Origin of the sequence: Jatrophihabitans sp., from assembly GCF_036000465.1 — a bacterium.
GTDB lineage: Bacteria > Actinomycetota > Actinomycetes > Mycobacteriales > Jatrophihabitantaceae > Jatrophihabitans.
Genome location: NZ_DASYFV010000009.1, coordinates 1 through 23,398, shown reverse-complemented (window position 1 = coordinate 23,398; position 23,398 = coordinate 1). Strand labels below are relative to the sequence as shown.

At 70.9% G+C, this 23,398-nt stretch carries 24 protein-coding genes; 13 read left to right on the top strand and 11 right to left on the bottom strand.

What is annotated here, in order from left to right; translation table 11 throughout:
- Positions 1-38 precede the first annotated feature (38 nt).
- The gene (gene murA, locus VGN18_RS03105) at positions 39-1,319 is read left to right on the top strand and encodes a UDP-N-acetylglucosamine 1-carboxyvinyltransferase (protein ID WP_327538172.1); all 1,281 of its coding nucleotides are present in this window, start codon (positions 39-41) and stop codon (positions 1,317-1,319) included.
- On the opposite strand, the gene VGN18_RS03100 is transcribed toward murA, so the two are convergent.
- From VGN18_RS03100 to VGN18_RS03090, 3 genes are all read right to left on the bottom strand, one after another.
- Entirely contained in the window at positions 1,299-2,123 is an 825-nt protein-coding gene (locus VGN18_RS03100) for a hypothetical protein (RefSeq protein ID WP_327538171.1), read from the bottom strand. The genes murA and VGN18_RS03100 overlap by 21 nt on opposite strands.
- Positions 2,124-2,187: 64 nt before the next feature.
- Positions 2,188-2,499 (bottom strand): hypothetical protein, encoded by a 312-nt coding sequence (locus tag VGN18_RS03095; RefSeq protein ID WP_327538170.1) that lies wholly within the window; start codon positions 2,497-2,499, stop codon positions 2,188-2,190.
- 7 nt (positions 2,500-2,506) lie between these two features.
- Positions 2,507-2,956: an SRPBCC family protein gene (locus VGN18_RS03090; protein ID WP_327538169.1), complete on the bottom strand. Its 450-nt coding sequence runs from the start codon at positions 2,954-2,956 to the stop codon at positions 2,507-2,509.
- A gap of 121 nt (positions 2,957-3,077) precedes the next feature.
- Here VGN18_RS03090 and VGN18_RS03085 point away from each other — a divergent pair, with 121 nt between their 5' ends.
- The 5 genes from VGN18_RS03085 to VGN18_RS03065 all read left to right on the top strand — a co-directional run bounded on the left by VGN18_RS03085 (position 3,078) and on the right by VGN18_RS03065 (position 8,950).
- A complete protein-coding gene (locus tag VGN18_RS03085) occupies positions 3,078-5,063 on the top strand; it encodes a protein meaA (RefSeq protein ID WP_327538168.1) in 1,986 nt (661 codons plus the stop codon).
- Between the two features lie 132 nt (positions 5,064-5,195).
- Positions 5,196-5,855, top strand: a complete 660-nt coding sequence (nucS, locus tag VGN18_RS03080; protein WP_327538167.1) for an endonuclease NucS — start codon at positions 5,196-5,198, stop codon at positions 5,853-5,855.
- A gap of 179 nt (positions 5,856-6,034) precedes the next feature.
- Positions 6,035-6,790 carry an enoyl-CoA hydratase gene (locus VGN18_RS03075; protein WP_327538166.1) on the top strand — a complete coding sequence of 252 codons (756 nt, stop codon included), beginning with the start codon at positions 6,035-6,037 and terminating at the stop codon, positions 6,788-6,790.
- 74 nt (positions 6,791-6,864) lie between these two features.
- Positions 6,865-8,640, top strand: a complete 1,776-nt coding sequence (locus tag VGN18_RS03070; RefSeq protein WP_327538165.1) for a 3-hydroxybutyryl-CoA dehydrogenase — start codon at positions 6,865-6,867, stop codon at positions 8,638-8,640.
- 4 nt (positions 8,641-8,644) lie between these two features.
- Complete coding sequence (locus VGN18_RS03065) at positions 8,645-8,950, top strand: hypothetical protein (RefSeq protein ID WP_327538164.1); 306 nt, start codon at positions 8,645-8,647, stop codon at positions 8,948-8,950.
- Positions 8,951-8,983: 33 nt separating this feature from the next.
- Here the strand turns inward: VGN18_RS03065 and VGN18_RS03060 are convergent, their stop codons facing one another.
- The 3 genes from VGN18_RS03060 to mce form a co-directional block, all read right to left on the bottom strand.
- Entirely contained in the window at positions 8,984-9,946 is a 963-nt protein-coding gene (locus VGN18_RS03060; protein ID WP_327538163.1) for a hypothetical protein, read from the bottom strand.
- A gap of 76 nt (positions 9,947-10,022) precedes the next feature.
- Positions 10,023-11,351, bottom strand: coding sequence for a crotonyl-CoA carboxylase/reductase (gene ccrA / locus VGN18_RS03055; RefSeq protein WP_327538162.1), 1,329 nt, complete (start codon positions 11,349-11,351; stop codon positions 10,023-10,025).
- A gap of 60 nt (positions 11,352-11,411) precedes the next feature.
- The gene (gene mce, locus VGN18_RS03050) at positions 11,412-11,861 is read right to left on the bottom strand and encodes a methylmalonyl-CoA epimerase (protein ID WP_327538161.1); all 450 of its coding nucleotides are present in this window, start codon (positions 11,859-11,861) and stop codon (positions 11,412-11,414) included.
- 134 nt (positions 11,862-11,995) lie between these two features.
- Here mce and VGN18_RS03045 point away from each other — a divergent pair, with 134 nt between their 5' ends.
- On the top strand, positions 11,996-13,180 hold the full coding sequence (locus VGN18_RS03045; protein WP_327538160.1) for an acetyl-CoA C-acetyltransferase: 1,185 nt from the start codon (positions 11,996-11,998) through the stop codon (positions 13,178-13,180).
- 3 nt (positions 13,181-13,183) lie between these two features.
- Entirely contained in the window at positions 13,184-14,152 is a 969-nt protein-coding gene (meaB, locus tag VGN18_RS03040) for a methylmalonyl Co-A mutase-associated GTPase MeaB (RefSeq protein WP_327538159.1), read from the top strand.
- A gap of 5 nt (positions 14,153-14,157) precedes the next feature.
- On the opposite strand, the gene VGN18_RS03035 is transcribed toward meaB, so the two are convergent.
- Positions 14,158-15,357: an alpha/beta fold hydrolase gene (locus VGN18_RS03035; protein ID WP_327538158.1), complete on the bottom strand. Its 1,200-nt coding sequence runs from the start codon at positions 15,355-15,357 to the stop codon at positions 14,158-14,160.
- 96 nt (positions 15,358-15,453) lie between these two features.
- Positions 15,454-16,233: a DUF2127 domain-containing protein gene (locus VGN18_RS03030; protein WP_327538157.1), complete on the bottom strand. Its 780-nt coding sequence runs from the start codon at positions 16,231-16,233 to the stop codon at positions 15,454-15,456.
- A gap of 109 nt (positions 16,234-16,342) precedes the next feature.
- On the opposite strand from VGN18_RS03030, the gene VGN18_RS03025 reads away from it, so the two are divergent.
- From VGN18_RS03025 to VGN18_RS03015, 3 genes are read left to right on the top strand one after another with little or no spacing between them, the layout of a single operon-like run.
- On the top strand, positions 16,343-16,690 hold the full coding sequence (locus tag VGN18_RS03025) for a YciI family protein (protein WP_327538156.1): 348 nt from the start codon (positions 16,343-16,345) through the stop codon (positions 16,688-16,690).
- Between the two features lie 10 nt (positions 16,691-16,700).
- Positions 16,701-17,945 carry an RNA polymerase sigma factor gene (locus tag VGN18_RS03020; RefSeq protein WP_327538155.1) on the top strand — a complete coding sequence of 415 codons (1,245 nt, stop codon included), beginning with the start codon at positions 16,701-16,703 and terminating at the stop codon, positions 17,943-17,945.
- Positions 17,946-17,961: 16 nt separating this feature from the next.
- Positions 17,962-18,450 (top strand): N-acetyltransferase family protein, encoded by a 489-nt coding sequence (locus tag VGN18_RS03015; RefSeq protein ID WP_327538154.1) that lies wholly within the window; start codon positions 17,962-17,964, stop codon positions 18,448-18,450.
- 13 nt (positions 18,451-18,463) lie between these two features.
- Here the strand turns inward: VGN18_RS03015 and VGN18_RS03010 are convergent, their stop codons facing one another.
- The gene (locus VGN18_RS03010; protein WP_327538153.1) at positions 18,464-19,636 is read right to left on the bottom strand and encodes an acyl-CoA dehydrogenase family protein; all 1,173 of its coding nucleotides are present in this window, start codon (positions 19,634-19,636) and stop codon (positions 18,464-18,466) included.
- Between the two features lie 25 nt (positions 19,637-19,661).
- Positions 19,662-20,768, bottom strand: a complete 1,107-nt coding sequence (locus VGN18_RS03005; RefSeq protein ID WP_327538152.1) for a M14 family zinc carboxypeptidase — start codon at positions 20,766-20,768, stop codon at positions 19,662-19,664.
- Between the two features lie 62 nt (positions 20,769-20,830).
- Between VGN18_RS03005 and VGN18_RS03000 the strand changes: the two genes are divergently transcribed.
- Positions 20,831-21,352 (top strand): MarR family transcriptional regulator, encoded by a 522-nt coding sequence (locus VGN18_RS03000; RefSeq protein WP_327538151.1) that lies wholly within the window; start codon positions 20,831-20,833, stop codon positions 21,350-21,352.
- A gap of 50 nt (positions 21,353-21,402) precedes the next feature.
- Here VGN18_RS03000 and VGN18_RS02995 read toward each other — a convergent pair whose 3' ends face one another.
- A complete protein-coding gene (locus VGN18_RS02995) occupies positions 21,403-22,194 on the bottom strand; it encodes a hypothetical protein (protein WP_327538150.1) in 792 nt (263 codons plus the stop codon).
- 127 nt (positions 22,195-22,321) lie between these two features.
- On the opposite strand from VGN18_RS02995, the gene VGN18_RS02990 reads away from it, so the two are divergent.
- Positions 22,322-23,398, top strand: a 1,077-nt coding sequence (locus tag VGN18_RS02990; protein WP_327538149.1) for an acyl-CoA mutase large subunit family protein, incomplete at its 3' end; no start/stop codon positions are given.

Sequence of the window (23,398 nt, the reverse complement as noted above, 5' to 3'; positions counted from 1 at the left end):
CGTGCGACCCTAGCCGTCGCGCCGGTTAGCCTGGTTCGGTGCAGGTATTGAGAGTGACCGGTGGAACGCGCCTGGCCGGCAGTGTCGACGTCGTCGGGGCCAAGAACAGTGTGCTGAAGCTCATGGCTGCGGCCCTCCTGGCCCCGGGCGAGACCACGCTGGGCAACCTGCCCGCGATCTCGGACGTGACCATCATGCGCGAGCTGCTGGAGCGGCTGGGCTGCCAGGTTGCCGAATCGGCCGACGGCGCCGTCGACCGCGTCACGATCACCACACCGGAGGCGATCAACCCCGAGGCGCCGTACGAACTCGTCCGCAAGATCCGGGGCTCGATCGCGGTGCTCGGCCCGATGCTGGCCCGCACCGGCCGGGCCAAGGTGGCGCTGCCCGGCGGCGACGCGATCGGCTCGCGCCCCCTCGACATGCACTTCGCCGGCCTCGAGCGCATGGGCGCCGACATCCGCACCGAGCACGGCTACATCGTGGCCGAGGCCCCCGACCTGCGGGGCGCCTCGATCTGGCTCGACTTCCCGAGCGTCGGTGCCACCGAGAACATCATGACCGCCGCGGTGCTGGCAAAGGGCACGACGGTCATCGACAACGCCGCCCGCGAGCCCGAGATCGTCGACCTCTGCCGGATGCTCGTGTCGATGGGGGCCCAGATCGGCGGCATCGGCTCGTCCACGCTGGAGATCACCGGCGTCGAGGAACTGCACGGCACCACCCACCACGCCGTCCCCGACCGCATCGTCGCCGGTACCTGGGCGCTGGCCGCGGTCGCCACCCGCGGCGACGTCACCGTCCGGGGCGCGAACGCCACGCACCTGGAGATCGCGCTGGACAAGGTCGTGCGGGCCGGTGGCGAGGTCGAGGTGCTCGCCGACGGCTTCCGGGTGGCCCAGGCCGACCGCCCGCGGAGCTTCGACGTCGTCACGTTGCCCTACCCGGGGCTGGCCAGCGACCTGCAGCCGCAGGCGATCGCCGCCCTCTCGGTCGCCGAGGGCACGGCGATGATCACCGAGAACCTGTTCGAGGCCCGGTTCATGTTCTGCGACGAGATCGCCCGGATGGGAGCCGACGTCCGCACCGACGGCCACCACGCCGTGGTGCGGGGGCGCGAGCGGCTCTCCGGTGCGCCGGTGCGGGCCACCGACATCCGAGCCGGCGCGGGCCTGGTCATCGCCGGCCTGGTCGCCGAGGGGGTCACCGAGGTGGCCGAGATCCACCACATCGACCGCGGCTACGTCCGTTTCGACGAGCAGTTGCGGGGGCTCGGCGCCGACGTCGAACGGGTGGAATCAGACAGTTTTGGTGGCTGACCGAGCCGGCTCGGAATCCGGTACCGCCGAGTCGTGGAGTGCGATCGCCGGCGGGTTCTTCCGGTCGTGCAGGTACTTGATCAGCGCCAGCACCGCGAAGTAGGCGTTGCCGAGGTAGAGCATCACCCGGACGAACTCGTGCTGGTGGTGCGGGTGCGCCGGGTCCCACAGCAGCGCCCCGAGGGCGACTCCGCCGATCCAGAGCGTGGCGCCCACGATCGTGTACTTCTGCATGAACTTGGCCCGGGCGATGTGCGGGAACGGCATGTTGGCCAGGCACAGCACCGACAGGACGAGCGTGATGACGGCCCCGACCCAGGTGCGGGCGTCCATGACCCACAGGACGGGTCCGAGGATGTTCCAGGCGGCCGGGAAGCCGCGGAACCAGTTGTCCTCGGTCATCATGTCCTTGCGGGCGAACCAGATGGCCGATGTGAAGACCATGACGCACAGCACGACGATGCCGAAGTTGTTGCGCGGCACGACGCCGAACTCCCACATGAACGCCGCCGGCACAACCACGCACGTGACGTAGTCGATGATCAGGTCGAGCAGGAACCCGTCGATGCGCGGCACCCGCTTCTCGACCTCGAGTGCGCGGGCGATGGGGCCGTCGACACCGTCGATGAGCAGCGTGAGCAGCAGCCAGATGATCGCGTGATCGGGCCGATCGGTCAGGACGTCGCGCAACGCGAGCATCGCGGCGACGATGCCGAGGGTGGTGAAGCCGTGGAGGAACCAGGCGCTGCGCACCTGGGCCGGCGTGTACTGCTTCGCCGCGTCCTGCCGGAAGGGTGATGTCACGGGGCGCCTCGGTTTTCACTCACGCCGGGCACCCTATGCGGTGCCCGGAGCCGGACAAAGTCAGTCACGTCTCGAGGACCGCCCGGGCCTGCTCGGCGTCGCCGTGGAACACGAGCACGTCGAGGCGACCGTCCCGCCGTTTCGACATGGACGAGCGGATGCCGGCCTCGCCGAGTCGCGCCCGGTGTTCCATGGCCTGCTGACGGGGCAGCCCGGGGACGACCACGGTGAGCAGGCCGAGCTCGGTGGACTCGGCGGCGTCGACCGGCCGGGTAGCCGGGCGCGGGCGCGACGGGCGGAACACCCAGCGCAGCACCAGGGCCAGCAGCAGGATCACCAGGATGGCGATGATGCCGGACGACGGGTCGTTGCTCACCCTTGCATCATCCCCCCGTCGCCAGGTGCTTACGCAGCCCCTTCTCGCCCGATCGCATCATGTGGTCGTGGTTGAAGCGCAGGGCCGGGCCGAGGAGCCGTCCGGCCGCGCGCAGCCGCTCGATCCCGACGTCGACCTGCTCGTCGAAGACGGCCTGCGTCGTAGGGCCGTCGGCGGTGATCGTCCACTGGCTGGTGCCGACGAGGTCGCCCTCCAGCCGGGCCCGGAGCACCCGAGCGTCCCGGTCCTCGACCTCGCGACGCATCACGAAGGTGAGGTCGTAGGGGAGCAGGCTGCGGCAGGTCAGCTCGCCCGACGTGTCGTCGAGCCGGCGGGTCGAACGCACCTGCGGCCACCAGCGCGGGTACCCCTCGACGTCGGCGAGGATGTCGTAGACGTGCTGCGGCGAGGCTGCCACTCGCCACACCGACCGGAAAACGTACGCCGCGTCACTCATGCCGCAATTCAACCCGTTCCGCCGCGCGAGACCCTGCGAAGTCGGACACACTGGCTCCTCGGACCGGAGGGTCGGCCACCCTCCTCTGCCTACACTCAGGCGCTGCCTTGGAGGTATCCGGATGCCTTTTCCGACCGACGACGACCGCGACAAGCCCTGGTTGATGCGCACCTATGCCGGCCACTCGTCGGCGGCGGCATCGAACGCGCTGTACCGGCGCAACCTCGCGAAGGGTCAGACCGGACTGTCCGTCGCGTTCGACCTGCCGACCCAGACCGGCTACGACCCCGACGCCGAACTCGCCCGCGGTGAGGTCGGCAAGGTGGGCGTCCCGATCTCGCACATCGGCGACGTACGCGCGCTGTTCGACGAGATCCCCATGGAGCAGATGAACACCTCCATGACGATCAACGCACCGGCGATGTACATGCTGGCGCTCTACCTGACGGTCGCCGAGGAGCACGGCGCAGACTTCGCGAAGCTGTCCGGAACGACGCAGAACGACATCATCAAGGAGTACCTCTCGCGCGGGACGTACGTGTTCCCGCCCGCGCCGTCGATGCGGCTGATCAGCGACATGATCGCCTACACCGTCGCGAACGTGCCGAAGTGGAATCCCATCAACGTCTGCAGCTACCACCTGCAGGAGGCCGGCGCGACGCCGGTGCAGGAGGTCGCGTTCGCGCTCTGCACCGCGATGGCCGTGCTCGATGCGGTCAAGGAGTCGGGGCAGGTTCCCGAGGACAAGTTCGGCGACATCGTCGCCCGCATCTCCTTTTTCGTGAACGCCGGCGTGCGGTTCGTCGAGGAGATGTGCAAGCTGCGCGCCTTCGGTCAGCTCTGGGACGAGATCACCGCCGAGCGCTACGGGGTGACGGACGCCAAGCAACGCCGCTTCCGCTACGGCGTGCAAGTGAACTCGCTCGGGCTCACCGAGGCCCAGCCGGAGAACAACGTCTACCGGATCCTGCTCGAGATGCTCGCGGTCACCATGTCGAAGGACGCCCGGGCCCGGGCGGTGCAGCTGCCGGCCTGGAACGAGGCCCTCGGGCTGCCACGGGCGTGGGACCAGCAGTGGTCGCTGCGCATGCAGCAGGTGCTCGCCTTCGAGTCCGACCTGCTCGAGTACGACGACCTGTTCGAGGGCTCGACGGTGGTCGAGGCCAAGGTCGCCGAGATCAAGCGGGGGGCCGGCGAGGAGATCGCCCGGATCCTCGAGATGGGCGGGGCCGTCGCCGCCGTCGAGACGGGGTACCTGAAGTCGGCCCTCGTGTCGTCGCTGGCCCTGCGCCGACGCCGGATGGAGTCCGGTGAGGACGTCGTCGTCGGCGTGAACAAGTACACCGAGAGCGAGCCGAACCCGCTCGTCGGCGGTTCCGACGGTGGCATCCTGACCGTCGACCCCGCCGTCGAGGAGGCCGCCAAGAAGGCGATCGAGGCCTGGCGCGCCGACCGCGATGCCGCCGCCGTCGACCGGGCGCTCGACGCGCTGCGCGACGCGGCCAAGACCGACGAGAACCTGATGGCGGCCTCGCTGACGTGTGCCCGCGCCGGCGTGACCGTCGGCGAGTGGTCCGGCGCGCTCCGCGAGGTGTTCGGCGAGTACCGCCCGCCGACCGGTGTGTCGGGCGCGACCGGCGGAGGCCACGAGGGTTCGCTGTCCGAGGTCCAGGAGCGGGTGCGCGCGCTGGGCCGCAGCCTCGGCCGGCCGCTGAAGTTCCTCGTCGGCAAGCCCGGGCTCGACGGCCACTCCAACGGGGCCGAGCAGATCGCGGTGCGCGCCCGCGACGCCGGCTTCGAGGTCGTCTACTCCGGCATCCGGCTGACCCCGGCCCAGATCGTCGCGGCCGCGGTGGAGGAGGACGTCGACGTCGTCGGGCTGTCCGTGCTGTCCGGCTCGCACATGTCGGTCGTCCCGGCCGTGGTCGAGGGGCTCAGGGCGGCCGATCTCGCCGACGTCCCGGTCATCGTCGGCGGCATCATCCCGGAGGCCGACGCGGCGACCCTGCGCCACTCCGGCGTCGCGAGGGTGTTCACGCCGAAGGACTTCGAGATCACCACGATGCTCAGCCAGGTCGTCGACGCGATCGAGGAAGCCCGCGCCTGACCCCACCCCGTTGAGTGGCGAGTTCTTGACGTGAGTGGCGATCACCTACGCGCCACTCGCGTGAAGAACTCGCCACTCAACGGGGAGGGCGGGGGACTCCGTCGGCGGGCCGGGCCGGTAGCGTCGCGACCTGTGCGCCTGGTCATCGCTCGTTGCAGCGTCGATTACGTCGGCCGCCTCACGGCCCATCTGCCGCTCGCGAAGCGGTTGCTGCTGGTGAAGGCGGACGGGTCGGTCCTCGTCCACTCCGACGGCGGGTCGTACAAGCCGCTGAACTGGATGAGCCCGCCCTGCTCGCTGGTCGAGACCGCCGAGACGTGGACGGTGACCAACAAGGCGGGGGAGCAGCTGATCGTCACCCTCGAATCGGTCGAGCACGACACCGCGCACGAGCTCGGCATCGACCCCGGCCTGGTCAAGGACGGCGTGGAGGCCCACCTGCAGAAGCTGCTGGCCGAGCACATCCACACCCTCGGTGTCGGCTACCGCCTCGTGCGCCGGGAGTACCCCACGCCGATCGGACCGGTCGACATCCTGGCCCGCGACCCCAAGGGCGTCGCCGTGGCCGTCGAGATCAAGCGGCGCGGCGAGATCGACGGCGTCGAGCAGCTCACGCGCTATCTCGAGCTGCTCAACCGCGACCCGCTGCTCGCCCCGGTGAGGGGCGTGTTCGCCGCGCAGGAGATCAAGCCCCAGGCCCGCACCCTCGCCGAGGACCGCGGCATCACCTGCCTCGTGCTCGACTACGACGCGCTGCGCGGCATCGACGACCCGTCGCAGCGGCTGTTCTAGCGCCCGGACCCGACCGGACGGATCGGCGGTTCGGCACCATCAACGAGACCCTGGTCGAGATCGCCCGCCGCCGACCCGAACCGGCGTGACACCGCTCCGGGTGTGTTCCGTCGTGACGCGATCCCGGAGATCCCCGGGGATGTCGCCGGTGTCCGGTCCGGGTCTGACAGAGTGCAGCCATGTCGCTCGTGCTGCTCGAGAACGGACCCGTCGAGGGCGTGCGCGTCCTCACCCTGAACGACCCCGACCGCCGCAACGCGATGTCGCCGGCGCTGCAGGCCGCGCTCAGCGAGGCCGTCGACACCGTGGCCGCCGACGGCGACGCCCGGGTGCTCGTCGTCACCGGCAACGGTCCCGGATTCAGCGCGGGCGCCGACCTGCCGGCTGTCTTCGGGGGCAGCGACAAGCACCCGTACGAGGTGCGCGAGGGCCTGCGCACGATCTACGACAGCTTCCTGCGGGTGAAGCGGCTCAGCATCCCGGCCATCGCCGCGGTCAACGGGGCCGCGGTCGGCGCCGGCGTGAACCTGGCGATGGCCTGCGACATCCGCATCGCCGGCCCGCACGCGAAGTTCGGGGTCACCTTCACCAAGCTCGGGCTGCACCCCGGCGGCGGCTGCACCTGGTTCCTGACCCAGAACCTCGGCCGCCAGCGCACGATGTCGCTGATCATGGACGGCGGCATGCTGAGCGCGGTGGAGGCCGAGGAACTCGGGCTCGTCCTCGACGTGGTCGACGATCCGCTGGCGGCGGCCCTCGAAACCGCCGGTCGGTGGGCCGCTGTCGACCCGCTGCTGGCCCGCGACATCAAGCGCGCCATCGGCATCGCCGAGCGGGGCAGCTTCGAGGACACCCTCGACTTCGAGTCCTGGGCCCAGGCCGCCTCGACCCGCAGTCCCCAGCTGGCCGAGGCCATCGCCCGTTTCAGCAAGTAGCCCGGACGCGAGATCGGTCACGGAACGCGCGTTCGCGGGCGTAGCGGCGAGGTCAGCCGGTTAGGCTCCTTCGCATGTCTCGGGAGTTCAAGCAGGTCGGCGTGGTCGGGCTCGGCACCATGGGTGCCGGCATCGTCGAGGTCTTCGCCCGTTACGGGCTGTCGGTCATCGCCGTCGAGAAGGACGACACCGCGCTCGGCCACGGCAAGGCGCACCTGGACGGCTCGATCGCCCGCGGTGTCGACCGCGGCAAGCTGACCGAGCAGGAGGCCACCGAGCTGCTGGAGCGGGTGAGTTTCGGCACCGACCTCGCCGCCATGGCCGAGGTCGACCTCGTCATCGAGGCCGTGCCCGAGAAGCTCGAGCTGAAGCGGGCGATCTTCACCGAGCTCGACTCCATCTGCAAGCCGGAGACCATCCTGGCCAGCAACACGTCCTCGCTCTCGATCACCGAGATCGCCGTGTCCACCGGGCGTCCCGGCAAGGTCGTCGGCATGCACTTCTTCAACCCGGCGCCGGTCATGAAGCTCGTCGAGGTCATCCGCACGGTGGTCACCGAGCAGGAGGTCGTCCTCGACGTCGAGGCCTTCGCCCAGAAGCTCGGCAAGGTCGACGTCACCGTCGGCGACCGCGCCGGCTTCATCGCCAACGCCCTGCTCTTCGGCTACCTCAACCACGCCGTCGACCTGTACGAGTCGCGTTACGCCAGCCGCGAGGACATCGACGCCGCCATGAAGCTGGGCTGCGGCCTGCCGATGGGCCCGCTGGCGCTGCTCGACCTCATCGGCATCGACACCGCCTACGAGATCCTCGACACGATGTACAAGCAGTCGCGCGACCGCCTGCACGCCCCGCAGCCGATCTTCAAGCAGATGATGACGGCCGGTCTGCTCGGGCGGAAGACCGGCAAGGGCTTCTACACCTACGACACCGCCGGGTCGCCCAAGGTGGTCGACGACGACCTCACCCCGTCACTCGCGGCCGCTCTCGAGGGAGCGCGCGAGATCAGCCGGGTCGGCGTCGTCGGTTCGGGCACCATGGCCTCGGGCATCATCGAGGTCTTCGCCAAGGCCGGTTACGACGTCACCTTCGTCGCCCGCAGCGACGACAAGGCCGCCAAGGTGGTCGCCGGCATCACCCGCTCGCTCGACAAGGCCGTCGGCCGCGGCAAGCTCACCGAGGCCGACCGCGACGCCGCCCTGACCCGGATCACCCCGAGTTCCTCGCTGGACGACCTGGCCGCCGTGCAGCTCGTCGTCGAGGCCGTGGTCGAGGACCTCCAGGTCAAGCAGACGCTTTTCGCGAACCTCGACGACATCTGCGCGCCCGGCACCGTGCTCGCCACCACGACGTCCTCGCTGCCGGTCATCGAGTGCGCGATGGCGACATCGCGCCCGGCCGACGTCATCGGCATGCACTTCTTCAACCCGGCGTCGATCATGCGCCTGGTCGAGGTGGTCAGCACCGTGTCGACCGCGCACGACGTCGAGGCCACCGTCCTCGACGTCACCCGCAAGATCGGTAAGCACCCGGTGCGCTGCGGCGACCGCTCGGGCTTCATCGTGAACGCGCTGCTCTTCCCCTACCTGAACGACGCCGTCCGCATGCTCGAGGCGCACTACTCGAACGCCGACGACATCGACGCGGCGATGAAGGTCGGCTGCGGGTACCCGATGGGCCCGTTCGAGCTGCTCGACGTCGTCGGCAACGACGTGTCGCTGGCGATCCAGCGGCAGCTGTTCCAGGAGTTCCGCGACCCGGGCTTCGCTCCCGCGCCCCTGCTCGAGCACCTTGTCACCGCGGGCCGCCTCGGTCGCAAGACCGGCAAGGGTTTCCGCGACTACAGCTAGCGGCATGCCCCGCCAGAACCGTCGCCGGGTCGAGGCCGCTCGTGGCCGCCCCGTGGGCGGGTCAGCGCGGCGCGAGTCGTGGCGGGGCGAGGCCTACGACGTCCGGACGGTGAGCGGCCAGGCCGGGACGAAGGCGTACCGCTGCCCGGGCTGCGACCAGGAGATCCGGGCCGGCGTGCCCCATCTGGTCACCTGGCCCGCCGACGACGTGTCGGCCGACGACCGGCGCCATTGGCACACGACCTGCTGGGACGCCCGCGGCCGGCGTGCTCCCGGGGTGCAGCGCACCCGCAGCGCCCCGCGCTACTGATCGTGGAGCGTGAGAGCAACGCTCCACGATCGGTCAGTCGCTCGGGCCGAGGTCGCGCAGCGACTCGGGCAGGTCCGGCTCGGGCGGGGTGGCGGCGCGCGCCTCGTCCAGCGCCGCGCCGAGCCGCTCGCGCAGGGCGGTGAGCGCGCCGTGGGTGTCGTCGCGCACGCCGTGCAGCCGGCGGACCTCGTGGGTGGCGTCGGCGATGAGCTGGCGGGCCGCCTGACGGGCGTCGGCGAGGGTGCGCGCGGCGGCCTCGTCGGCCGTGCGCTTCTGCTCCGACTCCTCGCGATGGGCGGTGCTGCGCCGCAGCCGCAGCGCGATCTCGAAGTCCTCCTGGGCCCGGGTGCGCTCGGCCAGCGCCTCGGCGTCGAGGCGCTCGCGCTCGGCCTGGGCCTCGGCGGCCAGCCGTTCCCGCGTCGCCTCGGACTCGGCCGACAGCCGGGCCTCCGCGGTGCGGGTGCGCTGCTCGCTCTCGGCGAGCGACTTCTCGATCAGCTCGCGGCGCTGCTCGGCCTCGGCCAGCCGCTGCCGGAACGTCTCCTCGGCCTCGGCGAGGCGCTGCGTGGCGTCGCCGATGATCCGCTCCGCCTCCGCGTGCGCCGCGGCCCGGGTGCGGGCGGCAGCGTCGGCCGCGCCGTTGCGGGTCTGCTCGGCCTGGGCCTCGGCGTCCGTGCGGATCTTGGCCGCCTCGGACGCCGCCGTCTCGAGCTTCTGCTTGACCCGCTCGTCGACGTTCTCCGCACTCACCGACTCGGTGGCCGCGCGGAGCTGCCGGCGCAGCGACTCGATCTGGGCCGACAGGCTGCCGAGCTGGGCCGCCAGGTCGGCGCTCTTGGCCGCCGCGGCGTCACGCTCGGCCACGGTGACCCGCAGGTCGTCGTCCAGACGGCCGATCTCCCGATCGACCTGGGCCTTGTCGTAGCCACGCATCGCGGTGTCGAAACCGCGGCTCATGTCGTACAACGGCAACAGGTCGGACGTCGGCTCGGTCATCGAGCCATCGTCCCATTACCGGGCGAAGTGCCCAAGGTCGGTAGACCTGAGAATGCTGTGCGCTCCGCCCCGGGGGTCAGCGGTCCCGGAAGCGGTTGATCGCGTCCAGGTGCTTGGCCCGCAGCTCGCGGTCACGCACGCCCAGGCCCTCCTCGGGCGCCAGGCAGAGGACGCCGACCTTGCCCTGGTGCAGGTTGCGATGCACGTCGTTGGTGGCCTGGCCGGTCTCGGCGAGGGGGTAGACCTTCGACAGCGTCGGGTGGATCGCGCCCTTGGCGATGAGCCGGTTCGCCTCCCACGACTCGCGGTAGTTGGCGAAGTGCGAGCCGATGATGCGCTTGAGCGTCATCCACAGGTACCGGTTGTCGTACTCGTGCATGTAACCCGAGGTCGAGGCACAGGTGGTGATGATGCCGCCGCGACGGGTGACGAACACCGAGGCGCCGAAGGTCTCGCGGCCCGGGTGCTCGAACACGATGTCGATGTCGTCGCCGCCGGTCAGCTCGCGGATCTTCGAGCCGAACCGCTTCCATTCCGACGGCTGCTGGACGCCGTCCTTCCAGAACTCGTAGCCCTCGGCGCTCCGGTCGATGATCAGCTCGGCCCCCATGGCCCTGCAGATCTCGGCCTTCTCGGGGGAGGAGACGACGCAGACCGGGATCGCGCCGCCGTTGAGGGCGTACTGCGTGGCGTACCCGCCGAGACCGCCCGAGGCGCCCCAGATCAGCACGGTGTCGCCCTGCTTCATCCCGGCGCCGTGGTGGCTGACCAGCTGGCGGTACGCGGTGGCGTTGACGAGTCCGGGCGCTGCCGCCTCCTCCCAGGTCAGGTGGGCGGGCTTCGGCATCAACTGGTTGGACTTCACCAGCGCGAGCTGGGCCAGGCCGCCGAAGTTGGTCTCGAAGCCCCAGATGCGCTGCTGCGGGTCCATCATCGAGTCGTCGTGACCCTGCGGGTCCTCGAGCTCGACGGACAGGCAGTGCGCGACGACCTCGTCGCCGGCCTTCCAGCGGGTGACGCCCGGGCCGGTGCGCAGCACGACCCCGGAGAGGTCGGAGCCCACCACGTGGTACGGCTGGTCGTGCTTGCGGGCGAGCTCGGAGGACTTGGCGTAGCGCTTGAGGAAGCCGAAGGTCGACACCGGCTCGAAGATCGACGTCCAGACGGTGTTGTAGTTGATGGCGCTCGCCATGACGGCCACGATCGCCTCACCCGGGCCGAGCTCGGGGGTCGGGACCTCCTGCAGGTGCAGGCTCTTGCGCGGGTCCTTCTCCTTCGTCGTCAAGCCGGCGAACATGTCCGCCTCGTCGGCGCGGACGACCACGCCCTCGTAGCTGTCGGGCACGGAGAGGCCGGCGACGGAGGCGAGGTCGTCGTTGAGGATGGCGGCGCGGATTTCGTCCACGGGAGTTCCTATCTGTCGGGGCTCGGGCGGATCACAGCAGATGTTACCGGACAGTAACTTCTACTGTCCTGTCGAGGCGGGTTCGACGAGCTCGACGAGCACGCCGCCGGCGTCCTTCGGGTGGATGAAGTTGACCCGGCTGTCGGACGTGCCGCGGCGCGGGGCGTCGTAGAGCAGCCGCAGACCGCGCTCGCGCAGGGTGGCGGACACGGCGTCGATGTCGGCCACGGTGTAGGCGACCTGCTGCACGCCGGGGCCGTTGCGACCGATGAACTTGGCGATCGTGGAGTCCTCGGAGAGCGGGGCGAGCAGCTGGATGCGGGTCGTGCCGTCGCCTACGGCGAGCATGGCCTCGCGGACGCCCTGCTCGGCATTCGTCTCCTCGTGGACGCTCACGACGCCGAAGGTGTCGCGGTAGAAGGCGATCGCCTCGTCGAGGTCGGGGACGGCGATGCCCACGTGGTCGATCTTGGTGAACAGGCTGCCGGCGGATTCGGAGGTCGTAGACATTCGGACATCGTGGCAACCTGAACCGCTTGCAGGGACCCTCCGGTGGGACGGTTCACACTCGCCGGGACAGCCGGGCTGGTTATGGTTGAGCCGCTGTGCGGGGCACTCCTGCGCGCATCGAGGAGGAATCAGGCATGGCTGGATCGGTCATCGTCAACGGCGCCCGCACCCCCATGGGCCGGCTCATGGGCTCGCTGAAGGACTTCTCCGGCGCCGACCTCGGTGGCGTCGCCATCAAGGCCGCGCTGGAGCGCTCCGGGGTCTCGCCCGGGCAGGTGCAGTACGTGATCATGGGACAGGTCCTGCAGGCCGGCGCCGGCCAGATCCCCGCGCGCAATGCCGCTGTCAAGGCCGGCATCCCGATGAACGTGCCGGCGCTGACCATCAACAAGGTCTGCCTCTCCGGCCTGGACGCGATCGCGCTGGCCGACCAGCTGATCCGCGCCGGCGAGTTCGACATCGTCGTCGCCGGTGGCCAGGAGTCGATGACCCAGGCGCCGCACCTGCTGCCGAAGTCGCGCGCGGGCTTCAAGTACGGCGCGATCGAGATGCTCGACGCGATGGCCTACGACGGCCTCACCGACATCTTCGAGAACATCCCGATGGGCGAGTCGACCGACAACGTCAACAAGAAGCTGGAGATCGGCCGCGAGGCGCAGGACGCCTTCGCCGCCCGCTCGCACCAGCGCGCCGCCGAGGCGCAGAAGAACGGCGTGTTCGACGAGGAGATCGCGCCCGTCCTGATCCCGCAGCGGAAGGGCGACCCGATCGAGTTCCGCGAGGACGAGGGCATCCGCGGCGACACGACCGCCGAGTCGCTCGCCAAGCTGCGCCCGGCGTTCAACCGCGACGGCACGATCACCGCCGGCACGGCCTCGCAGATCTCCGACGGCGCCGCCGCTGTCGTCGTGATGAGCAAGGCCAAGGCCGAGGAGCTCGGCCTGTCGTGGATCGCCGAGATCGGCGCCCACGGCAACGTCGCCGGCCCGGACAACTCGCTGCAGTCGCAGCCGTCCAACGCCATCAACGATGCGCTCCGCAAGGAGAACCTGCAGGTCGCCGACCTCGACCTCATCGAGATCAACGAGGCGTTCGCGGCCGTCGGCATCCAGTCGATGAAGGACCTCGGCGTCTCCGAGGACATCGTCAACGTCAACGGTGGCGCCATCGCGCTCGGCCACCCGATCGGCATGTCCGGCGCCCGCCTGGCGCTCACCCTCGCGCTCGAGCTCAAGCGGCGCGGCGGCGGCACCGGCGCGGCCGCGCTGTGCGGCGGCGGGGGCCAGGGCGACGCGCTGATCCTGCACGTTCCCGCCTGACGGGTGGCCGTCTCCCGGCGTGACGTCGATGTCGCCGGCCTGGTCGACCGGGCCCGGGGCGGTGAGCCCCGGGCCGTCGCCCGGCTGATCTCGCTCGTCGAGAACGACTCACCCGTACTGCGCGAGGTCGCCGCGGCGCTCGCTCCGCACGGTGGTCACGCGCAGGTGGTCGGGCTGACCGGTTCGCCCGGCGTCGGTAAGTCCACCTCGACCTCGGCGCTGGTCACCGCGCTGCGGGCCGCGGACAAGCGGGTCGGCGTGCTGGCCGTCGACCCGTCCTCGCCGTTCTCCGGTGGCGCGCTGCTCGGCGACCGCGTGCGCATGCAGGACCACGCCACCGACGACGGGGTGTTCATCCGCTCGATGGCCTCGCGCGGGCAGCTCGGCGGGCTCTCGGCCGCCGTCCCGCAGGCGCTGCGGGTGCTCGACGCGACCGGCTGCGACGTCGTGCTCGTCGAGACGGTCGGCGTCGGGCAGGCCGAGGTCGAGATCGCGTCGCTGGCCGACACCACGCTGCTCGTCGTGGCGCCCGGCTTCGGTGACGGCATCCAGGCGGCCAAGGCCGGCATCATCGAGATCGCCGACATCTTCGTGGTCAACAAGGCCGACCGCGACGGCGCCGACCAGGTAGTGCGCGACCTGCGCTACATGCAGTCGCTCGGCGGCAAGCACTCGACCGCCGGCGCGTGGCGGCCGCCGATCGTGAAGACCGTGGCCGCGCGCGCCGAGGGCGTCGACGACGTCATCGCCGCCATCGAGAAGCACCGCGGCTGGATGGAGGAGCACGGCGAGCTCGACCGGCGTCGCCGGATTCGAGCGGCCGCCGAGATCGAGGCGATCGCGCTCGGGACCGTCCGACAGAAGTTCGCCGAGGTGCACGGCTCGACGGCGCTGGACACCGCGGCCGGTCGGGTCGTGGCCGGCTCGACCGACCCCTACACCGCCGCCGAGGAGCTCGTCGCGTCGCTCTGACCGATTCAGGCGGCCTCGGGGCCGGGGAGCTCGGCGATGAAGTCGCGGGTGAGCCCGGCCGTCACTTCGGGGAACTCGAACTGGGGCACGTGCCCGCAGTTCTCCAGCACCACGGTGCGCGCACCGGGTAGCGCCTCGTCGACGAAGCGGGCGAAGCCGGCGGGCACGAGCACGTCCTTGTCGCCCCAGATGAACAGCGCCGGCGGCTTGAGCCCGGGCAGACGATCCCAGAAACCCTTCTCGCCGAACGGCTCGTCCAGGTAGATGTGGCGCAGCGCCGAGAAGGTGGCCAGCCGGTTCGACCGGATCGTCATCACCCGGACGAACTCGTCGATGGCCGCGTCGTACCAGGCCTGGGGCAGCGCGGCCGGGTCGGCGAACAGGTTGCGCAGCCCGCGCATCGCCATGCGGCGCGGCACGCGGACCGGCAGCGCGGCGATCTCGTCCGGGACGATGCGCACGAACGGCACCAGCTGGCGCAGCTTTCGGAACGCGACGGCCGGGCACAGCAGCACCAGTCCGCGGACCTCGTAGGGCGAGATGAGCGCCGCCTCGAGGCAGGTGCGCCCGCCCAGGCTGTTGCCGACGAGGACGGCGGGGGAGTCGCAGGTCTCGCGCAGGAACGCGATCAGCCAGTCGCCGAGGTAGCGCGCGGCGTGGGGCTCGCCCTTGGCCTCGGTGCCGCCGTGACCGGGCAGGTCGGGCGCGAGGACGCGGAAGTTCTTCGACAGCGCCGGGATGAGCGGCAGCATCGAGGCGTTGGTGGCGCTCAGGCCGTGCACGAGCACGACGGTCGGGGCGTCGACCGGGCCGGCCTCGAGGTAGAAGGTTTCGATGCCGCCGGCGCGCACCGAGCGGGTGTAGGTGCGGGTGTCGTCGGCGGCGTCGCCGGGGAACAGGCCGTCGAGCTGGAGGGCCAGGGCGAGGTCGCCCCGCACGGTCAGCAGGCCGTCGAGGAACGCCTGGACGCCGCTGCGCTCGCCCGAGACGACCTCGGTGAGGATGGGCAGCGACGCCTTCACCGTGGTGGTCGGCCGGGACGGTCCGCCGCGCCGGGCCGAGGCGCGGCCCTTCTCGATCTCGACGGTCCAGTTGGCCATGCCGCCGGCGGTGAACAGCAGGGTGGCCGTGGTGTCGGCGAGCAGGGGCGAGTAGATGCCGAGCAGGCGCTCGCGCAGCAGCGGCAGCAGGTCGTTGTCGGTCACGCGACCTCCTTCACTAACGGGCACACGCGGTCGATCCCATCATCGACCTCCGGCCGATCCACTTGAGTCATCAACGCAGCAGTCGACGGCACGGTTTCAGGCGCGGCGGGCCGCGGACTCCTCGGCATTCTCCGACGAGGCCTCGACCTCGAGCAGCGAGACCTCGTGCAGCGACTCCTCGTACGCGCGGTGCCCGCCCCTCAGTCCGAAGAGGCGCTTGGACAGCAGCAGATACAGCACCGCGGCGATGTTGACGATCAGGACGACGACCTTGAGCCAGGTGGTCTTGTCGACGACCTCGTACACCTCGAGCGGGATGAACAGGGTGGTGCCGACGACGGCGACGTACTCGCCCCAGCGCTTGAGCGACCACAGGCCGATGCCCTCGGCGACCTGCAGCAGCCCGTAGAACAGGATGCCGAACGCGATGAGGTTCAGCGTCGAGGGCTTGGCGTGCAGCACCTTCTCGATCGAGTGGATCGTGCTCGAGTCGGACACGTTGAAGTGGATCTGACGGAAGAACGGCTCGAGGGATTTCAGATCGCGCTGGAACAACTCCTGCAGGCTCACCTGGGTGCTCCGGAGCCGCCACACCGCGACGGCGAGCAGGATCAGGATGAGGCCGCGGGCCCACCGCTCGATCGCGAGCGCGCGCAGGATGAACGCGCTGCGCAGCGCCTTGCCGCGGAGGAGGACGGGGGCGTCGTCGGCGGGCCCGCTGCCGTGCGGCTCGCCCAGCACGAAGGCCCCGCACCGCAGGCAGCGCCAGGCGTTGCCGAGCGGCGTGCCGGCCTCGAGCCGGGCGCGGTACTCGGGTTCGTCGGGCGCGTAGGTCACGTGCCCGTGGCGGGCACAGGACCGAAGATTCCACTCCATGGGGTTCGAGCGTGCCAGTTTCCCATTTACGCTGTCGATCCGGGTCCGTCCCGAACGTCGTCCTGATAGAGAGGCCCGACGGCGGGCCTCCTGACGAAAGGTGCAGCACATGGGTCAGTACCTGGTTCTCATCTACGACGACGAGAGCGCCTACGCCTCCCTGGACGCGGCCGGCATGGGGCAGGTCATGGCGGGGCACAACGCTTTCTCCGAGAAGTGGGGGGACGCCGTCCTCGGCGGCAACGCGCTGGAGGCGGTGGCGACGGCGACGACCGTGCGGCCCGACGGCGCCGGTGGCTTCACCACCACGGACGGCCCGTTCGTCGAGTCGAAGGAGGCGCTCGGCGGCTACTACCTCGTCGAGGCGGCCGATCTCGACGCCGCGATCGCGATGGCGCAGGACGTGCCGGTGCTCGACGGCGGGCTCGAGGTGCGTCCGATCATGGTGTTCTCCTAGGTCGAGGGGCGTGAGCACGTCCGCGGCCGTCGCGGCTGCGGTGGCCGGGGCGCACCGTCGCGAGTGGGGGTTCGTCCTCGCCGCGACGGTGCGCATCACCCGCGACATCGACCTGGCCGAGGAGTGCGTGCAGGACGCCTACGCCCAGGCGCTGCGGGTGTGGGCCGAGCGGGGCATCCCGGCGCGGCCGGGCGGCTGGCTGACGACCGCGGCCCGCAACCGCGCGCTGGACCGGTTGCGACGGGACACGACGTTCCGGCGGCTGATGCCGATGCTGGTGGAGGACGAGGCGGGCGAGGATCCGGACCCGACGGTCGAACCCGAGATCCCCGACGACCGGCTGCGCCTCATCTGCACCTGCTGCCACCCCGCGCTCGCCCCCGAAGCGCGGGTGGCGCTGACCCTGCGGCTGGTGTGCGGGCTGACCACGGCCGAGGTGGCGCACTCGTTCCTCGTCACCGAATCGACGATGGCCGCGCGCCTGACCCGGGCCAAGAAGAAGATCTCGGCCGCGGGTATCCCGTACCGGGTGCCGTCGGCGGCCGAGCTGCCCGAGCGGGTCGATGCGGTGCTCGCCGTGATCCACCTTCTGTACACGACCGGCCACACCGCCCCGGCCGGCGACGGGTTGACCCGTCCGGATCTCGTCGAGCGTGCCCTCGACCTCGCCCGGCTGTTGCGCGCCCTGCTCCCGGCCGACCGCGACGTTGCCGGCCTGCTCGCGCTCATCCTGCTCACCGACGCGCGGCGGACCACCCGCGTAGGACCGGACGGGCAGCTGGTCCTGCTGGCCGACCAGGACCGCGCCGCGTGGGATCGCGCCGAGATCGCCGAGGGCGTGGCGCTCGTGCGCGAGGCCCTGCGGCGTCGGCCGGCCGGTCGCTTCGCGCTGCAGGCGGCGATCGCGGCCGTGCACGCCGAGGCCGACTCGTGGGAGGCGACGGACTGGCCCGAGGTCGTCGGGCTCTACGACCTGCTGTTGCAGGCCTGGCCGTCGCCGGTGGTCGCGTTGAACCGGGCGGTGGCGGTGGGCTTCGCGGCCGGGCCGCAGGCCGGTCTCGATGCGCTGGACGCGCTGGGGGCCGAGCCGCAACTCGCGGCCTACGCCTACCTGGCCGCGGCGCGGGCCGACTTCCTGCACCGCCTCGGCCGCGACGACGAGGCCCGCTCCGCCTACGACGAGGCGCTGCTGCTCACCGAGAACGCTGTCGAGCGGCGATTCCTGACCGACCGGCTTGCCGCGCTGGGGGCCTGACGGCTGGGATGGGGCGGTGACCCGCATCGAACCGCTCGCCGCCGCGCACTGGCCGCGGGTCGCCGCGATCTACGCCGCCGGCATCGCGGGCGGCGACGCGACCTTCGAGACGGTGGTGCCGTCATGGGAGTCGTGGGACGCGGCCAAGCTGCCCGAGCACCGCTTCGTCGCGGTCGACGATTCCGGCGTCGTCGGCTGGGTCGCGGTGAGCCCGGTGTCGTCGCGGTGCGTCTACAGCGGGGTGGTCGAGCACAGCGTGTACGTCGATCCGGCGGCGGCGGGCCGGGGCGTCGGTCGCGCGCTGCTGACCGCGCTCATCGCCTCGACCGAGGCCGCCGGCATCTGGACGATCCAGTCGGGCGTCTTCCCCGAGAACGTCGCGAGCCTGGCCCTGCACGACTCGGTCGGCTTCCGCCGGGTCGGCGTCCAGGAACGCGTCGGGCAGCAGCACGGGCGCTGGCGCGATGTCGTCCTGCTCGAACGCCGCAGCACCGTCGTCCACTGACCTCGACGGTTGCTCAGCGGAAGGCGTCGATCCCGGTCAGCTTCGAGCCGAGGACGAGGGTGTGCACCTCGTGGGTGCCCTCGTAGGTGTAGACGGTCTCCAGGTTCACCGCGTGCCGCAGCACCGGGTACTCGGTGGTGATGCCGCTGCCGCCGAGGATCGAGCGGGCCTCGCGGCAGATGGCGAGCGCGGCGCTGACGTTGGCGAACTTCCCGAAGCTCACCTGGTGGGGCTGGATGCGCCCGGCGTCCTTCAACTCGCCCAGCCGGCGGGCGGTCAGCTGGGTCTGCTGGAGCGACACCGCCATGTCGGCCAGCTTCTTCTGGGTCAGCTGGAAGCCGGCGAGCGGCTTGCCGAACTGGGTCCGCGAGCCGGCGTAGTCGAGGGTGGCCCCGAGCGCGTCACGCGCGGCGCCCGTGACGCCCCAAACGATGCCGAAGCGGGCCTCGGTGAGGCAGCCGAGCGGCGCCTTGAGCCCGTTGCCCTCGGGCAGCCGGTTGGCCTCCGGCACCCGCACGTCGTCCAGGATCAGCTCACTCGTGACCGACGCACGCAGCGAGATCTTGTGGTGGACGTCCTGGCGGGTGAAGCCGGGCATGTCCTTCTCGACCAGGAAGCCGCGAACGCCCTCGTCGGTGCGGGCCCACACGACCGCGACGTCGGACAGCGAGCCGTTGGTGATCCACATCTTGGTGCCGTTGAGGACCCAGTCGCTGCCGTCGCGCACGGCGCGGGTGCGCATCGATCCCGGGTCCGAGCCCGAGTCGGGTTCGGTCAGGCCGAAGCACCCGATGAGCTCGCCGGCCGCCATGCCGGGCAGCCAGCGCTGCTTCTGCTCCTCGCTGCCGTAGGCGTGGATGGCGTACATCGCGAGCGAGCCCTGCACCGACACCAGCGAGCGCAGCCCCGAGTCGACCGCCTCGATCTCGGCGCACACCAGGCCGTACTGCGAGGCGAGCGCGCCCTGGCAGCCGTAGCCCTCGAGATGCATGCCCAGCACGCCCAGCGCGCCGAACTCCTGCGCCAGCTCGCGGGCGGGCAGCGTGCCCTCCTCGAACCACTCGCGGATGTTCGGACGCAGCCGGTCGTTCGCGAACTTGCGGACGGTGTCGCGCAGCAGGCGGTCGTCGTCACTGAGGTCGTCGTCCAGGTCCAGCAGGTCGAGGCGGTCGAGAGCGTCGGTCATAGGAGTGGACGCTACCCGTCCGCGCTCACGCCGGGACGGTCGTGGTGACGCACTGCTTCGGCGACCCGGTGCCCGACCCGATGTTGTGGAACACCAGGCAGAACGTGTGCCGGCCGGCGGTGGCCGGGATCGTCAGCGAGTAGCCGTGATCGCCCGGGATCCCGAAGACGGAGTTGACCGGCGCGTAGGGGGCCGCTGCGGTGGAGCGGCGCACCAGCGCCGCATCGCGGTAGTAGTCGACCACCACGTGGGCCGCTCGCCGGTCGGTGTCCCACGACCAGCCGCGGACGCGCGCGGACCCGGCGGACGGGCTGACGTAGACCGCGCTCCTCGGGTTGTGCGCGGCGAGCGAGCCGAAGGTGCCACCCATCGCCAGGACGACCCCGCGCCGCGCCGTGGTGGTCAGGTAGGTCGTCGACGGTGTCCAGCCGAACTCGGCGGTGATCGCGACGCCGTAGCCACTGCGGGTGTACCAGCCGGCCATCGAGCCGTCGCAGAAGCTCCAGCAGCGGAACGCCTTGAGCGGCAGGTGCAGGTCGGCCGCGAGGCGGTCACGGAAGCCGGGGTCCTTCTGGCCGCCGTCGGTGGTGTCGACACCGTAGAGGGGCTGGTGCAACGAGGTGACGTAGCGCGGTCGCAGGGTGCGCAGGAAGTCGTAGACCGCCCGGCTCTCGGGCTCGGACAGCGGCCCGGTGCCCGAGTAGTACTGGCCGGTGAGGTGCGTCCAGTAGTAGGGGAAGTTGCGGTTCAGGTCGACCTTGTGGGCGTTCTGCCGGGTGTTCGCGGCGTAGCCGTCGGGATTCATCGTCGGGATGATCCAGAGGTTGATGTTCTCGACGCTGACCGTGCCGTGGATCAGCGCGACCGCGACCTTGACGCCGGCCTTCTCGTCGCCGTGCATCTCGCCGATCAGCACCACCGGGCGGGCGATGTTCGGGTTGCCCAGGTGGTAGGCGCGGATCGCCCGGTGCTGCACGCTGTAGCCGATGATCTTCGTCTCGAGCACCGGGGTGGGCGTCGCGGCGGCCGCCGGCGCGGGTGAGACCGTCAGGGCGACCAGCGCACCGGCGAGCGAGGCGACGACGGTTGCGACGGCGCCGAGACGGCGGGAAGGACGAGAGAACACGGGCACCTGCCTGTTGATGTTGTGCGTCGCAGTCTGCCATCCCGCCCGGGTTGGTTACCCTCGCCAGCATGCCGTCGCCGCTCGGATTCGACCCCATTGAACGCGCGGGCGAGTTGTGGGAGAAGAAGTGGCCCGGCGAGCCCGGGGCGGTGTACGCCTCGATGCGCGCGGTCACCTCGATCATGCGGGCCCACCAGATCCTGATCGCCGAGCTCGACGCGATGCTGCGCCCGCACGGCATCACCTTCAGCCGCTACGAGGCGCTCGTCCTGCTGGTGCACTCGCAGGGCGGGGCGCTGCCGCTGTCCAAGATCGGCGAGCGGCTGCAGGTGCACGCCACATCGGTGACGAACGTGATCGACCGGCTCGAGGCGGCCGGGCTCGTGCGGCGCGAGCCCAACCCGCGCGACGGTCGCGGCACGCTGGCCGTCATCACCGACGCCGGGCGGGCCGTCGCCGAGAAGGCGACGGCCGACTTCAACGCCGCCCGCTTCGGCCTGTCGGCGCTGCCCCAGCCGGAGCTCGACACACTGTTCGACATCCTGCGCGCGCTGCGGCTCGACGCGGGCGACTTCGTCGACGAGGGCTGAGCGCGCCCCGGCCTCGGTGGCCGGCTGCTGCTGACGCCGCGCGGGGCTGATCAGGCCTTCGACGCCGCCGCGCGCTGCGACGCCACGAGGTAGGCGAAGCTGATGATGTTGTAGTCGTAGTCGGTGTGGTTCAGCTCGGCGCAGGTGATGAGCACTATGCGGTTGCGAACCTTGTCGTTCATCACCGAGGTGAGCCGGCCGGCGTCGAGCTTGTGCACCCCGAACGTCTGGCCCACGCGGTAGGTGAGGGTGCCCTTCGGCGTGCGCAGCGTCATCAGATAACCGTCAAGCTGCTTGACCGGCCAGATCTTGACGCCCTCGCGGGTGGTGACGGCCGAGCCCTTCAGCACCTCGCGGGTGGCGAGCGAGGACGCCTGGTTCAGCACCTCGAGGTCGTCCTGACCCCACGAGTGGCCGAGCACGTAGGTCGTGGCGCTGTTGCTGCCCGGCGCGACGCCGAACCCCTCGTCCACCCAGCAGACCGTGTGGTGCTGCTCGCCGGGCGGGTCGAGCGGGCGGATGTTCGGCATGCCGCAGACGTGCGCGGTGATCGTGAACGCCTTGCCGGCGAAACGGAACGCGGTCGGGCCGGCCGGGGCCACGTCGTCGTGCGGGGCCCGCGCAACCGGCCGGCGCGTCACGGTCGGCGTGGGGGTCGGCGACGGGAGCGTGGGACTGGGTGCCGCGTGGGTGGCCGGCGCCGCTGTCGGCTTCGGGGAGGTTGTCGGCTTCAGGGTCAGGTAGCCCACGCCGGCGACCGCGAGGACGAGGGCGCAGCCCAGCGCCACGACGGTCCGTCGACCCGGACGGCGGCGTGCGGTGGCAGGCAGATCCTCGACCATGACCGGCTCAGGATAGGCGACGACGGGCGCCGGTGACCGGGTCGACAGTGACATTTACTAGGACGTCCAAGTAAATTGTCGGACGTAGGGCCGATCACCGGCGCCGACTCCTCAATAAGGTCATGACATGGACGCAGAGCAGATCGTCGCCGGCCGGGCCCGCTGGCAGGCCAAGTACGACGCCGCCCGCAAGGCCGACCGCGACTACACGACCCTCTCCGGCGACGACGTCGACCCGGTCTACGGCCCGACCGGCGCCGACGACCGCATGGAGCGCATCGGCTGGCCCGGGGAGTACCCGTTCACCCGGGGCATCCACCCCACCGGCTACCGCGGCAAGCCGTGGACGATCCGCCAGTTCGCCGGCTTCGGCAGCGCCCAGCAGACCAACGAGCGCTACAAGATGATCCTGGCCGAGGGCGGCGGCGGGCTGTCCGTGGCGTTCGACATGCCGACCCTGATGGGCCGCGACAGCGACGACCCGCGCTCGCTCGGCGAGGTCGGCCACTGCGGCGTGGCCATCGACTCGGCGGCCGACATGGAGGTGCTCTTCGACGGCATCGACCTCGCCGGCACCACCACGTCGATGACGATCTCCGGGCCGGCCGTCCCGGCGTTCTGCATGTACGTCGTCGCGGCCGAGCGCCAGGGCGCCGACACCTCCAAGCTGAACGGCACGCTGCAGACCGACATCTTCAAGGAGTACATCGCCCAGAAGGAGTGGATCTACCCGCCGCAGGGGCACCTGAAGCTCATCGGCGACCTGATGGAGTACGTCGCCACCGAGGTGCCGGCCTACAAGCCCCTGTCGGTGTCGGGCTATCACATCCGGGAGGCGGGTTCGACGGCCGCGCAGGAACTCGCGTTCACGCTGGCCGACGGCTTCGGCTATGTCGAGCTCGGCCAGTCGCGCGGCCTGGACATCGACCAGTTCGCTCCCGGCCTGTCGTTCTTCTTCGACGCCCACATCGACTTCTTCGAGGAGATCGCCAAGCTGCGCGCGGCCCGGCGCATCTGGGCCCGCTGGCTGCGCGACGTCTACGGCGCGAAGACCGACAAGGCCCAGTGGCTGCGCTTCCACACCCAGACCGCGGGCGTCTCGCTCACCGCGCAGCAGCCCGACAACAACATCGTGCGCACCGCCGTCGAGGCTCTGGCCGCGGTGCTCGCCGGCACCAACTCCCTGCACACCAACGCGCTCGAC

Bases quoted from the DNA above. Each gene is read 5' to 3' on its own strand.
- VGN18_RS03000 (WP_327538151.1), top strand. From the start codon at position 20,831: ATGCCGTCGCCGCTCGGATTCGACCCCATTGAACGCGCGGGCGAGTTG.
- VGN18_RS03030 (WP_327538157.1), bottom strand. From the start codon at position 16,233: ATGGAGTGGAATCTTCGGTCCTGTGCCCGCCACGGGCACGTGACCTAC.
- VGN18_RS03085 (WP_327538168.1), top strand. From the start codon at position 3,078: ATGCCTTTTCCGACCGACGACGACCGCGACAAGCCCTGGTTGATGCGC.
- VGN18_RS03060 (WP_327538163.1), bottom strand. From the start codon at position 9,946: ATGACCGAGCCGACGTCCGACCTGTTGCCGTTGTACGACATGAGCCGC.
- VGN18_RS03075 (WP_327538166.1), top strand. From the start codon at position 6,035: ATGTCGCTCGTGCTGCTCGAGAACGGACCCGTCGAGGGCGTGCGCGTC.
- mce (WP_327538161.1), bottom strand. From the start codon at position 11,861: ATGTCTACGACCTCCGAATCCGCCGGCAGCCTGTTCACCAAGATCGAC.
- VGN18_RS03070 (WP_327538165.1), top strand. From the start codon at position 6,865: ATGTCTCGGGAGTTCAAGCAGGTCGGCGTGGTCGGGCTCGGCACCATG.
- VGN18_RS02995 (WP_327538150.1), bottom strand. From the start codon at position 22,194: ATGGTCGAGGATCTGCCTGCCACCGCACGCCGCCGTCCGGGTCGACGG.
- VGN18_RS03065 (WP_327538164.1), top strand. From the start codon at position 8,645: ATGCCCCGCCAGAACCGTCGCCGGGTCGAGGCCGCTCGTGGCCGCCCC.
- VGN18_RS03045 (WP_327538160.1), top strand. From the start codon at position 11,996: ATGGCTGGATCGGTCATCGTCAACGGCGCCCGCACCCCCATGGGCCGG.
- VGN18_RS03090 (WP_327538169.1), bottom strand. From the start codon at position 2,956: ATGAGTGACGCGGCGTACGTTTTCCGGTCGGTGTGGCGAGTGGCAGCC.
- VGN18_RS03010 (WP_327538153.1), bottom strand. From the start codon at position 19,636: ATGACCGACGCTCTCGACCGCCTCGACCTGCTGGACCTGGACGACGAC.
- VGN18_RS03025 (WP_327538156.1), top strand. From the start codon at position 16,343: ATGGGTCAGTACCTGGTTCTCATCTACGACGACGAGAGCGCCTACGCC.